Raw genomic sequence first — 12,591 nt, 5'->3', positions numbered from 1 at the left:
CGACCATTCGTTCGGTATCCAGTGTGACTGGTTTCCGCCAGGGGAGCAAGACCCTTCCGGCGCGTGAAAACGGCCCAGGACACCCCCGCGGGGTACCTGGGCCGTTTCAGTGCCGGTCGCAGACCGTCACACGTTGGGCACCTTCAGCTTGTCCCAGCTGACCTTGCCGGGGACGCCGTCCGCGTCCTTGCCCTTGAAGCCGAGCTTCTGCTGCCAGGCGGCGTAGGAGCGGCGGTCGGCCTCGGTCCACTCGGGGCTCGGGCCCTCCTCGTAGCGGCCGCATCCCTCGGCCACCAGGCGGCGGCCCATGGACGTGATGACCGCGGACTTCTGGCCGACGTGGAAAAAGCCGCTGCCCGGGAAGGGTTCGAGCTTGGGCTTGGGCGCCGGCTTCGGGTCCGGGTCGGGCTTTCCTCCGCCGCCCTTCAGCCGCTCCGCGATGCGCCCCCGCATGCCGTCCATCGTGAACCCGCGCGGGTCGGTCTTGCCGGGCTGCCACTCCTTGTGGCCGATGACCGAGCGCTCGCTCCAGCCGTGGTGACGGCAGATCGCGGCGGAGACCTTCTCGATGGCCTCCTTCTGCGCCTCGGGCCAGGGGTCCTTGCCGTCGCCGAGGTTGATGCACTCGAAGCCGTAGAAGTGCGCGTTGCCGTCGGTGTCGGCCTCGTTGTCGTGCGGCAGCTTCGACTCGTTGATCACGGCGCGCAGGACGTCGCTGTCGCCGAGGCCGGCGTGGTTGGCGCGGCCGTTGCCGACGAGGTGGATCTCGCCCTTCTTGTCGATGACGCCGTGGCAGAGCGGGCCGGGCAGGCCGGAGTAGCCGTTGTAGCAGATGTTGACCGAGGCCTCGGTGCCCTTGGTGACGGTGTGGTGGATCATCACGCCGTTCACCGGGCCCCAGGGTCCCTTGCTGTTGCGGTTGTGGGTGCGCCAGCTGCGGACCTCGTGGACCTTGAGGCCCTCCGCCCGCAGTATCTCCACCAGCTTGGACGCGCTCAGCGGCTTTGCCATTACTCGTCTCCTTCCGCCGCGGCCTCGGCTTCCGCCGTGGTCTGCGACCTCCCGCCCGAGGGGTCTTCCGCCCGCTGTTCCTCGCGGCGCGCCTGCTCCTCCGCCGCGAGCGTCGCCTCGTCGGCTGCCGGAATGCTGCTGGCCAGCGGGTTGAAGGCCAGGCGCAGGTCGACGGTGCCGCCCTCGCCCTTGACCAGGGCCAGCGGTGCGAAGCCACGGACGATGCCGGAGGGGGCCTGGAGCAGCGGGCGCCGGGCGGCGTCCGTGGGCCATTCCACGCCGCCGGTGGCGGTGCGGGCGGGGATGATCCAGTGGTCACCGGTGCGGTAGCCGCCGCCCTTGGCGAAGTACACCTCGACGCCGTCCTCCAGCGGCAGCCACTCCCCCTCCGACACGGGGACAGCACCGCCCTTCAGGGCAGTCGTACGGCCCTTGCGCTTCGGACCCCCGTGGTGGTCCCAGCGGCGCAGGAACGGGTTGAGGTGGGGCAGCCGTCCGACGACCGGATCGGGCTCGGCGGACAGGCGGACCCGGCGGCCCGGCAGGTCCAGCTCCTCGACCCGCAGCAGGGGCAGCGGTTCGAGGCGGGAGGCATACGCCGTGTCGGTGAGCTCCACGTGGTCGCCGACGTCCAGGTCCAGCTTGTCGTCGTGGCCGAGGGACGCCAACTGCACCCAGGTTCCGTCGAGTTCGTCGACGGGGAACACCACCGAGCCGTTCTCGCGCGACCACTTGAACGTGGCGTCCTTCGCCTCGCCGCCCGCGTGCACCTCGACGCGGTACAGCTGGTTCTCCTGGCCGCGGTACCGGGCGTCCGGCCTGACCAGGCAGGGGTCCTCGTCGGCGTGGTCGGGCCGCTCGCTGCGGGCGGCGAGGCGTGCGGTGGGCTTGGCCTGCTTCTGCGCCCACTTGTCGAAGGCGGCCCGCACGACCTCCTTGGACGGGTCGGTCTCCTCGATGTCCAGCGCGGCCAGCGACAGCGGCAGCACCTGCCAGACGACCTTCACGCGGGCCGCGGTGTCCGGCATCGCCGCGCCGAGCGCGACCTCACGCAGGGCGGGGTCCTCGGCGGCGGAGACGGCACGCTCCCAGACCTGCAGATGGACGACGAACGGCGTCTGGGCCGGCGAGGGCAGCCGGTCACCGGGCTTCTCCGGGTCGCGGAAGCCGTCGGGCTGGTCCCAGTAGGTCCAGTACCCGGGCGGGCCGGCGGCGTCCTGTTCCTCGGCGTCGTCGTCCGTCACCGGCACGCCGGGCGCCGGGCGGGTCGCGTCCAGCAGGATGCCGTCGACGTAGTAGCGGCCGCCGCGGATGAGGAGCGTGTCGATGTCGTGCTTGCCCCCCACGTAGTCGATCTTGAAGCCCGCGGCGTCACGCGGCCCGCCGTGCCGGCCGATCAGGTCGGCGGCGAGGGTGCGGGCCTGGTGCAGCTGGATCGCGGTCTGCTCGTTGATGTCGGCGTCGAGCTGGACACGGCCCTGCTGGGCGACGACCGCCGAGTACCGCCGCTCCGGGCGGAACGTGAGGCGGGAGAGGTCAGCGTGCATGAAGGGGGTCCCCCTGGTTCAGGAAAATGCGGGTAGGGCTTACGGCGGCGGCGCGCGCGTCGCCATTCATGTCCGGAGTCACGTCACGGGTCATGTCTCGCCTCACGTCACGAAGAAGATCCCGGCGTCCGTGCCCGCCGGGGTGTACTCCGCGAGCCGCGCCCTGAGGCCGTCCTCGCGCTGCGGCCGGTACAGATCGTGGAAGGCGCCCATCTCGGCGCCGTCGTCCGAGCCACGCCGGATCTCCTGCGCGCACCGGTCGGCGAGCAGCCCGTACCAGGGCGTCCCGTAGCGCTCCGAGGTGAACAACGGCCGTACCCGACCGGCTTGTTCGGGCCCGGCGAGGTCGGGCTGGCAGCGGTACCGGCGCGGGGTGCGCGATCCGGCCGGCACGGACGAGTACCGCAGGCATCCGATGCCGCGCCGGGCCACATGGAGCCGTCCTGTGAAGATCGAGTTCTCGGCGATCTGCACGGCGTGCGTGAAGATCTCGCCGATCACGGTGGAGCGGTGCACGTGCAGCACCGCGTGGGCGTGGCGGCAGTCCGGCGCGGAGAGGGCCTCGCGGCCGGGACCGGTGGCGTCGAGGATGCTGTCGCGCAGGTGGATGTCGAGGGGTTCCTCGCTCACCTCGTCGCCGATGACCTCGATGGTGCCGAGGATGCTGTGCTCGACCTGGAGGCACGCGGTGGTTCGCTCCAGGACGATGCTGGGCTCCTCCGGCGAGTGCGGATCGCACTCCGGCTCCAGCGACCAGCCCGGTACGAGCGTGGAGTGCCGTACGACGACCGCGCCCATGGGGCCGGTGACGTTGATGCCGCGTCCGGCGACCAGCAGGCCGTCCAGGACGATGCGCGGACGCTCGTGCGGGGCGCAGTCCTCCGACACCGCACGGATGTTGAGGGCGTCCGGGCGGTTGCTGTACCAGTCGAGTAGGCGTATCACCGGCCGGGTGCCCTCGGCCGCGCGGACCTCCAGGCGGTCGCCCGGGTCGAGGTCGAAGTCCAGCTGCTCCTGGTAGGCGCCGCTGTGCGTGATCTCGATGATTCCGGAGGGGCCGGTCCGGTCGGCGCGGCGGTCGTGCTGCCAGGCCCGGTAGGCGTCCATGATCTGGCGGTACGGCTGCCCGGGGCCGACCCGGTAGGCCTCGGCGTCGGGACGCGGCTCGCGGTCCAGGCGGTCGTACTCGCCGCCGCCCATGTCCGCGCCGAACGCGTGGTGGTAGTCCACCCAGACGCCCTGCCGGGGCGCCGACCGCGACCCGAAGGCGATCCGGCCGAGCTCCGGGTCGACGGCCACCTGCCCCCGCCGCGGCCGGTAGCGCCAGTCGGACAGGTCGGCGACCACGATGTCGGAGGGCGGTACCGGCTGGTCCTCGCCATCACGCCGGATGACGAGGCTCTTGCCGGGGCCGTAGTAGTCGGCGAGGCGGTCGTGGAACTGACGGCGGGTGATGAACGCCGGGACGTTGTCGACGGTCGCGATGTGCGTGGGCGACGGCTCCGGGAGGGGCTTGGTGACCAGCGGGGTGTCGTTGCCCAGGATCGAGAAGGTGTAGAGGTTGCGGGCGCGGTCGATGCAGTACGCCGGGGACTGCGTCAGCGAGTGTGCCTTCAGTCGCCAGACGAAGAGGGCGACCCCGGCCGGTGTCCAACCCCTTGCCGGTGCCGTGAGTCGGCGCGGCGGACGTCGACCGTGCGCGCCGTCGCGCCGAAGGGGCCACCCGCGAGGTCGAGGGCGGAGTTGTCGCGCAGGTCGACGAGACGCCCGCGCTCGCCGCTGGGGGTCCCCCCGCGCGAGCGCAGCCGAGCGTGGGGGAGGACGCCTGTGTCGCCGTGGAGCTTCACGGGCTGGGTGTGGGAGACCTGCCGGGACAGCTCGACGGCGCGGGCGGGCCAGCCGCTGACTCGCTCGGAGAGTTCCTCCAGGAGGTGGAGGGTGCCCTTGCGGCGGCGGTTGGCGACCGTCGCGGCCACGTCGGCGCGCGGGGCGACGGCCTCGGCGAGCGCGGCGCGGCCACCGTCGTGCAGGCCGGTCGTGAGGACCCGTTCGTAGCCGGGCAGGGTGCGATAGCCGACCAGGTCGCCGAGGTACGGCAGCACCCAGGGCGCCGCCGTCTCCACGAACAGGTCCTCGTAGCCCTGCTCGACGCCGTCGCGCACCCGGTCGATCTGCTCGGCGATCACCGCCAGCAGCGCGCGCAGCGGCTCGCCCTCCTCGGCGTCGCGCAGCAGGTGCCAGCGGGGCAGCAGGGCGGCGAGCCCGTCCGGCTCCCTGGACGTGGTCGCCGGGGCCGTCGTATCGAACTGGACGTCCGGGGACATCACTTGACCTCCGTCAGAATCAGGGTGTCCGCGGCCTTCGGCGACAGCAGCGCGAGCTGGGCCGGGCGGATACCACGGAAGACGAACACCGACCGGCCCTTCGCCAGGCGCCGGGTGTCGGTGATGTCAGGGTTGACACGCAGGAGTTCGGCGAGCGGGACGGCGTACTCGGCGCAGATCTCCGACAGCGTCTCGCCGTTCTCGGCGCGGACCGTGTGGACCCTCTCGTCGTACGTCGCCACGCGCGCCGGGACCGATGGCTTGGGCGGCCCTGGCTCGGTGAGGATCGCGGCGAGCTCCTCGGGGGTGGCGGACGCGGGGACGCCGGTGAAGACGTCCACGTCCACGTAGTCGACGCCGGGCACGGAGTGGGCCGCGGCCAGGACGTCCGAGAGGCGGGCGGGTCGGCCCAACTCCCGTCCCTCGTAGCCGAGTCGGCCGAGCAGCGCCTGACGCAGGCGAGGCTCGACGACCTCCCAGGCATGGTCCGGGGCCACCTTCACCTTGGCGGCGAGAAGCAGCAGGACCAGCTCGCGTGCGTCCACCCGGACCGGGAGGTTGCTGTCCCCGTACTCGGTCAGCGCGCCGCGCAGGGCCTTGAGTGTGTCCGAGTCGCCGTCGATCGGCACGTCGTCCGTGCCGGCGACCGTCACGTGCAGTACGCGCCGCCGCCCGTCGAAGAGTTCACGCGCCGATGCCCGGCCGATGCCGGCGCGGGAGCGGGCGAAGTCCTCGTAGTCGGACGCGGAGACCAGGCGGTCCAGCGCCGAGACGGCGAGCGGGACCGTACGGCGGGTCAGGCCTGGGCCGTCCGCGTCCGCGCCGCCCTTCGCCGGACGCGGGTTGGTCACCTGGGTGACGCCGAGCGGCCGGGTGAGGGGCTGGCTGATGCGGTCGGCTGCGACGTTGGCGGCCCTGCCGGTGCCGAAGCGGTAGCGGGCCCGGATGTTCTCGTGGCCGGACGGCAGTCGGGCGCCGTTGACCCCGTCACCGAAGGTCACCGTCGTACGGCCGTCGGCGGTGGAGCCGGTGATGAACACCCGCTCGCCCGGGCCGCGTCCGGCGAGGCTGTCGACCTCGTGCCACAGGACGCCGTCGACCCGGACCTCCAGCACCGGGGTGGCGCCGAGGGGGTTGTCGTCGGCGAGCCAGGTCAGCGGGGACTGCCAGAGCGCGAACGTCTGGTTCACGCGGTCGGAGTCACCGCTGCCGATGGCCTCCTCGCGGCTCTCGCCGTGGGTGGCCTCGACGACGTTGCCGAGGATCCTGACGGTCTCGCGGCGGTAGCGGTGCGCGAGGCCGGCGGTCAGGGTCAGCCGGGTGTGGACGTGGTCGCCGGGCAGTTGGGGATCGACGGCCGGGTCCGCGGCGGCGATGGTCACCACCTCGGTGGCCTGCACGCCCGCCGTGCCGGGGATGTCGCTGCGCTCGCCGCTCACCACGAGCGCACGTCCGGCCCGCAACCCGTCGTACAGCTGGGCGAGTTCGATCTCGTTGCCGTGGACGTCTTCGCCGAGCGGCTCGTCCGCGAGGCGGAGCGGCTCGCCGGCCGCGTGGACGGTGCTGTCGCGGATGTGTGAGAGCAGGACGTCGAACTCGTCCAACCACGGTTCGGCGAGGGTGAGTTCGGTGCCGCGGCCGGTGATGCCGTAGTTGGTGTATGCCGCCGTACGCGCCGCGACGACCTGGGTGGTGACGAACGCGAGCTCGGAGTCGCCGGGTACGCCGTCCTGGACGCCCTTGGCGGGGCGCTGGATCGCGACCCAGCTGCCTACCGTGATGCCGGTGTGGACCGTGTCCAGCTGGAGGACGCGGCGGTTGAGGGGCTCGGGCTTGCTGGCGATGACGACCTCGACGTTGGGCTCCGTGGTGCCCACCGTGTACTTCAGGCTGACCTCGTACTCGCCGTGGGTGAACTGCTCGTTCGTGTTCGGCCGCAGGGCGATCTGCTCCGACGTGCCGTTGTGGACGCCGACGTGGACCAGGCCTTCGTCGTCCGGGCGGGACACGAAGAGGGCCCGCTCGGGCAGGCCGGAGTAAAGACGGGCCGTGACGCCGGGCTCCTGGGAGTCGGCGGGCCGTCGGTTGAGCCAGTTGAGGTCGCGGTCCTGGCCGGAGCGCACGGACAGCTCGACCTGGCCCGTGCCGAGCGGGAACCTGACCGGCTGGACGACCGGCAGGTTCTCGGCGCGCTGGTCGGAGCTGCTGCCCTCGACGTACTGGAACTCCGCCCGGACCGGCGTCCGGCCCGCCGTGTCGTACACGACCCGCATGCTCGCCAGCACGGCGCCCGTGAGCGGCCAGTCGGCGGTGCGGATGACCCGGCCGCGGTCGTCCTGGACGGGCTTGAGCGGGGCCGTGGCGCCGAAGGGGGCGGCCGTGACGCGCATGGCGAGCAGTTCGCGCAGGAGCTGCGGGGTGCCGGGGGCGGCGGCGGTCCGCCAGGCCGGGTAGAGGGTGCCGAGTCCGGGGTTCAGGACGGAGAGGAGGCGCGCGGTGTCGGTGCCGGGGCGCTGGGTGCCGGTGCCGCCGCCCTGGGAGGCGGGGGTCGCTGCGCGCAGGGCGGGCAGGACGGCGCCCAGGGTACGCAGGGCGGCCGCGCGCGGATCAACCCCACTCCCCAGGGTCTGCGTCCGCTCACCCTCGGCGGGCTGGGCGGGCGCCAACTCCATGGCCCGTTCGGCCAGTTCCGCTAGCACCGCCTCCAGCTGCTCGAACCAGGCCGCGACGTCCTCGTAGGGCCCGGCCAGGACCTGTGCCTCGCCGAGCCGTGCGACGGGCTCGGCGAGGCGGGCCGCGAGCCGCTCGGGCGTCTTGATGCCGTCCAGGTCGTCCCGCAGCGGCGCGAGGACCTGGTCCTCGAAGTCCTCGATCAGCCGGCTGACCGGCCGCGGGTTGGGGACCTCGGGCGTCGGCGGCTCGTCGCCCGGCTCGCCCGGGGCCTGCGGGGCGGCGGTCCAGCGCCGTACCTCGTCGACGAGCTCCTTCAGGGTCGGCGGGGCCGACTTCGGCAGGGAGATCGCCGTGATCTCGTCCTCCCGGTCGACACGCGCCTTGGCGACCGGCAGCAACTTGCGCTCGCCGCCCGCCTGTTCGCCGAAGACGAAGAGCAACTGGTCACCGGTCTGGAGGGAGTTCGCCGTACCTTCCACGAACAGCTCCGAGCGGCGCTCCAGGTCCTCGGGCGTGACGAGCGAGGGGCGCCGGCGGCGGACCTTCAGCTCGTTCCAGTCCCAGCGGGCCGTCAGGTCCCGGCTCGTCTCGAAGGTGAGGGACTGCTCGTCGGCCGAGGCGGGCACGCTGTGGCTGCGGGCACCGCGCGGGATCAGCACGGGCAGGGCCTCGGCGCGCGGGTCGCGTTCCAGGGTGTACGCCAGGTGCGTGGCGGCTGCGACGCCGGGGCGCGGGCGGTGGCCGACGAGGCGGCCGAGCAGAACCAGGGAGCGGTGCTCGTTGGCCGTGCGGATGTAGGCCTCGTCCGCGATGCGCTCGGAGTGGAACGTGAGCAGATCGCCGAGTACGGCGGTGGCGTCCAGCAAGCCGATCGCCGGGTCGTCCGCAGTGCGCACGGTCAGGCCTCCCCCAGCCTCCGGCCGGGGGGACCCCCATTTCGCTTCGCTCAGCGCCGGGTACGCCGGTGAGGCGAGGCGGTCGAGCAGGGCGGCCAGGAAGGAGCCGTATTCGCCGACGCGGTAGTCGAGCGCGGTACGGCCGGGCGGGTTGTGCACGGGGGCCGGGGCGAGGCGCTCGTCGTGGCCGCCGCGGCAGGTGCCGCCGCAGGTGCACTCGTCGGTGATCGTGCCCTCGGTCATCATGTTCTCGCTCATCGGGCACCTCCCAGGGAAATCGCCAGCCGGCCGTTCTCCGGCCGGTCCGGGTCGTTGTCGCAGGTGGCGATCTCCAGCGGGCCGAGCCGCAGCACGCCGTCCTCCTTCTCTCCTCGGTCCGGCTCGAACAGCCGTTGCAGCCGGGTGACCTGGACGCTCTCCACGCCGGGCACGGCCGCCGCGACGGCGACCAGGCGGCTGAGCCGCACCGGTTCGCCGAAGGTCAGCGCGTCCGGGTGGAAGAAGCCCCGCACACCGCGGCCGAGCACGCGGTACAGCTCGGCCAGGATCTGCCCGTGCTGATGCCCCGGCTTCGCGCAGACGGTCAGCTCGATGTCCAGCGGGACCGGGCGCGCGGCGCCGACGACGACGTCGTGGCCGATGCGCCGGTACGGCTCCAGGGCCTGGGCGACCGAGGCGAGCAGCTCGGCCGACGGGGCGCCGGTGCCGTACGCGTCGACGGCGACATGCACCTCCTGGACGCTGCCGGTCCAGCGCAGCTCCGCCGCGGCGTGCTGTACGCCGGGCAGGGCGCTGGCGAGCGCCGCGTAGTCCTCGGCGGTGACCGCGCGCAGTCGGGTGCGGCGCAGGTCGAGAGGCGCCAACTGGCGTACCTGCTCGACGGGTTCGGGTTCCGTGCCGCCGACGGACGGCAGCGGGTTGCGCACCACGGCGGCGGGCGGCGGCTCGCAGTCGGTCTGGACGACCAGGTGGTTGATGGCCTCCGCACCGACGTTGCCGGCCTTGCCGCCCCCGAGACGGTAGTGCAGGGCGAGCCGGGACCCGGGCGTCGGCCTGGCGCCGTGCCGTCCGTCGCCGAAGCGCAGGCCGAGGCGGCCGTCGTCCTCCAGCTCGCCGACGAAGTGCCGGTCGCGGGGGCCGCCGGCCAGCAGGTCGCGGCGCGGCTGCCACACGGCACCCCCGCCATCGTGGCCGCCCTCGTGGACGCGTACGGCGGGCAGGGCGTGACGCGGATCCTGCGCGAGCGCGTCGGTCGCGGAGCCGCGCAGCACCGTCTCGTCGGGGTGCAGTCCGGTCGCGTAGGCGAGGCCCCAACTGTGTGCGATCTCCCAGGCGATGTGCTCGTCGAGCACGGTGCCGGCCCGGGCACGTGCCGTGAGGACCTCGACTCGGCGCACCTTGGTGTCGAGCAACTGGTCGCTGCGGTACAGCAGTTCACGCAGGGCACGGACGGGGTGGCGATGGAGTTCGATGTGCTCCAGGATCTTCAAGCCGAAGATCACCGTGAGTTCGTTGATCTCCTGCTCGGAGAGTCCGTCCCGGTCGCGGGCGCTGCGCCACAGCTCGACGAGGCGCTGCCGGACCCGCCCCGGGATCGCCGCGATCCGCTCGGCCTGCCCGGCCGCGACGGTGGCCGGCTCGGGGAACGGCACCGTCTGCGCGACGGGCGCGCGACCGAGGACGGGACGGAAGCGGGGCCGGATCCCCGGGTAGACGGACTGGGCGAGCAGGGTGCGCAGGGCGGCCGCCTGGGCGTACGCCGTGCCTGGCACGACGCGTTCGTGGCGCTGGCCGGCGCGTTCCAGGCCGAGTCCGGCGCGGTTGGTGGCCGGCTCGCCGACGACTTCGAAGAGCTCGCGGATGTCGTCGGCGGTCAGGGCGTCACCGGATTCCGCGCGGTCCGTGAGGGAGTTGATGAGCCGGGCGGGGGCGTTGCCCTCGTCGCGGTCGTGGCAGCCGAAGGCGGGAGGGTCGCAGGAGGCGACCTCGGCGGGAACCTGCGGGACGGTGAAAGTCTCGGGTAGCCCGTGCAGGGTGCGGCCGTGGTCGACCAGGACGACGTTGCCGCGCGCGAGGGTCACGTCGTCGACGGGCAGACAGTCGCGGCCACCGCGGGTGGTGAGGCACAGCGGGAAGCGCAGGGCGTCCGCGGCGGCCCAGCTCACCTCCAGCACCGGCTGGTCCTCGATGCGGTCCACCGCCGGGGTGACGGAGGTCAGCCGGACGGCCTGGCGATGGCTCGGGTCCGCGTCGCCGGGGGTGCCGGTGCGCGGGCCCTTGACCTCTTCCAGGACGAGTACGTCGCCGGGCCGCAGGTCGAGTCGCCGTTCCCGGCAGGTCTCCGGGTCCACCCAGTCGTCGCGCAGGGTCGCGGAGGTGGCGCCCTTGGACAGAGTGCACACCTCGCCGCCCCAGCTCCACAGGCGGATCGCGTTGTGGGCGACGCGCAGCTCCAGCGGGTCGGCGGTGACGACGGGTTCGAAGACCTCCACCGAGCCGCGCTCGTCGAGGTCGCCGAGGTCGGTCTCGTCGATGACCGTGCCCGGCTCGGGGCGGTCGTGCGGGTCGAGGGTGCGGACGTCGACGGAGGCGAAGCGGTAGGTGCCGGGCGCGAGGGTGTGGTCCCCGGCGGTCTCGACGGCCACGTACGCGCGCGCCGCACACCCGTCGTGCATCGCGTAGTCGATGAGCCGGACGTGCCGCCGCACGGAGACGCGGCGGCGCGCGGTGTCGAGGTAGGCCTCGGTGGCGACGGCGTCCTGCTGGTAGCTGATCTGGTCGCCGGTGTAGGCGAGCAGTTCGACGAGGGTCACGCCGAGGTCGGCGGGGTTGCGCTCGACCCAGTCGGGTGTGGTGAGCGCGAGCCGGTCCAGGAGCAGCTTGCGGATGGTGTCGTAGTCGCGGGCGGTGTAGTCGACGACGGGAGTGGACGGGAAGTCCGAGGCGGGCTGCTCCTCCTCCTTGCAGTCGAAGGGAGTCGGGCAGTCCGGCCGGAAGGCGAAGGCCGCGCTGTGGTAGCGCTGGTCGAAGCCGCGGTACGGCTCCGTGCCGGGCCGTCCGTACGGATCGGTCTCGACGAGGGAGAGCCGGTAGCGGGAGGTGTCGCCGGCCCGGTCGAGGGTGACGTAGAGGCGGTCGTCGAGCTCGGGGTCCTCCTCGCGCTCCACGCTGACGTCCACGGCGGTGATGCCGGTGATACGGCGGCCGCCGTCGACGCGGACGTTCTCGGGGCCGAGGCCGTGCGGGGCCTTGCCGAGGAAGGTGACGGTGAGCAGCAGGCCGTCGTCGCCGACCTCGACGGCGTCGATGCCGCCCAGCTGGGCGGCGCGGACCTTGGACCGGCGGGAGGTGGTCGCGGTCGTCCCGGTCATGCCGTGGCCCTCCCTTCGAAGACGTCGTCGCGTCGGGCGCCGTCGGCGCGTATCGCGTACGACAGGTACACGCGGACGACGTTGTCCTCGCTGACCACGTCGAGGGCCTCCACGTCGATGAGGTCGCCGAGCCAGCGCTGGAGCGAGGCCTGGACGGAGAGTTCGAGGGTGCTGATGAGTTCCGGGCTGGTCGGGGCGAAGACCAGGTCGAGGAGCCCGCAGCCGAAGTCGGGGCGCATGACGCGCTCGCCGGGGCTGGTGAACAGCAGTTGCTCGATGAGGTCGTGCACGTGCTCGCCGCGCGTGGCGTGCGCGGTACGGCCCCGGCGGTCGGCGTGGAAGGGGAAGGCGAGGTCGGAACGGGGCCTCGTTCCCCGGCTGGTGGGGCTCATCGGACGTTGGCCTTTCGCTGCGCGACCTGGACGACGGGCGGTCCCTGCGGCACGAAGGCCGCCGAGAAGCACTGGGCCGCGGAGGTGTCGAGCAGCACGGGCGCGCCGTCGACGGTGATCCCGGAGCCGTCGGCGGTCCAGCGGACCGTCACGCACGGCGAGGGCACGCGGTTCACGGTGTGCGGACAGCCGGTCACCACGTAGCTGTGCGCGGCGGTGGCAGCGGCGGCGCCCGCGAGGCGTACACCGCCGGAGGATGTGGTGGCGGGCGCGACGCGGCCGCCGTGCGGACAGCCGATCACGGCACCGGCGTCGAGCAGAGTCCCGGGCATGGTTCGTGGTCCCCCGTATTCCTTCGTCGCTTTCATCGTCTGTAT

Annotated in this window: 6 protein-coding genes and 1 pseudogene; all 7 read right to left on the bottom strand. The window is 73.0% G+C overall.

What is annotated here, in order from left to right:
* Window positions 1–126 precede the first annotated feature (126 nt).
* Window positions 127–1,011, bottom strand: coding sequence for a peptidoglycan-binding protein (locus tag OHO27_RS37710; RefSeq protein ID WP_328429414.1), 885 nt, complete (start codon window positions 1,009–1,011; stop codon window positions 127–129).
* Window positions 1,011–2,558 (bottom strand): DUF6519 domain-containing protein, encoded by a 1,548-nt coding sequence (locus tag OHO27_RS37705; RefSeq protein WP_328429413.1) that lies wholly within the window; start codon window positions 2,556–2,558, stop codon window positions 1,011–1,013. Before OHO27_RS37705 ends, OHO27_RS37710 begins: the two co-directional genes overlap by 1 nt.
* 102 nt (window positions 2,559–2,660) lie before the next feature.
* A pseudogene (locus OHO27_RS37700) lies at window positions 2,661–4,882 on the bottom strand (hypothetical protein).
* Window positions 4,882–8,709 carry a putative baseplate assembly protein gene (locus tag OHO27_RS37695; protein ID WP_443059660.1) on the bottom strand — a complete coding sequence of 1,276 codons (3,828 nt, stop codon included), beginning with the start codon at window positions 8,707–8,709 and terminating at the stop codon, window positions 4,882–4,884. Before OHO27_RS37695 ends, OHO27_RS37700 begins: the two are co-directional and overlap by 1 nt.
* Window positions 8,706–11,822, bottom strand: a complete 3,117-nt coding sequence (locus tag OHO27_RS37690) for a putative baseplate assembly protein (protein WP_328429412.1) — start codon at window positions 11,820–11,822, stop codon at window positions 8,706–8,708. The genes OHO27_RS37695 and OHO27_RS37690 overlap by 4 nt, the downstream gene beginning before the upstream one ends.
* On the bottom strand, window positions 11,819–12,214 hold the full coding sequence (locus OHO27_RS37685) for a GPW/gp25 family protein (RefSeq protein WP_328429411.1): 396 nt from the start codon (window positions 12,212–12,214) through the stop codon (window positions 11,819–11,821). The genes OHO27_RS37690 and OHO27_RS37685 overlap by 4 nt, the downstream gene beginning before the upstream one ends.
* Complete coding sequence (locus OHO27_RS37680; protein ID WP_328429410.1) at window positions 12,211–12,546, bottom strand: hypothetical protein; 336 nt, start codon at window positions 12,544–12,546, stop codon at window positions 12,211–12,213. Before OHO27_RS37680 ends, OHO27_RS37685 begins: the two co-directional genes overlap by 4 nt.
* Window positions 12,547–12,591 lie beyond the last annotated feature (45 nt).

Source organism: Streptomyces sp. NBC_00443, from assembly GCF_036014175.1.
GTDB lineage: Bacteria > Actinomycetota > Actinomycetes > Streptomycetales > Streptomycetaceae > Streptomyces.
The sequence above is the reverse complement of the archived record's forward strand: the minus strand, read 5'-3'. Positions and strand labels throughout refer to the sequence as shown.

Excerpts from the sequence above, each read along its gene's own strand:
- OHO27_RS37690 (WP_328429412.1), bottom strand. The coding sequence starts at position 11,822 with ATGACCGGGACGACCGCGACCACCTCCCGCCGGTCCAAGGTCCGCGCC.
- OHO27_RS37695 (WP_443059660.1), bottom strand. The coding sequence starts at position 8,709 with ATGAGCGAGAACATGATGACCGAGGGCACGATCACCGACGAGTGCACC.
- OHO27_RS37680 (WP_328429410.1), bottom strand. The coding sequence starts at position 12,546 with ATGCCCGGGACTCTGCTCGACGCCGGTGCCGTGATCGGCTGTCCGCAC.
- OHO27_RS37685 (WP_328429411.1), bottom strand. The coding sequence starts at position 12,214 with ATGAGCCCCACCAGCCGGGGAACGAGGCCCCGTTCCGACCTCGCCTTC.
- OHO27_RS37705 (WP_328429413.1), bottom strand. The coding sequence starts at position 2,558 with ATGCACGCTGACCTCTCCCGCCTCACGTTCCGCCCGGAGCGGCGGTAC.
- OHO27_RS37710 (WP_328429414.1), bottom strand. The coding sequence starts at position 1,011 with ATGGCAAAGCCGCTGAGCGCGTCCAAGCTGGTGGAGATACTGCGGGCG.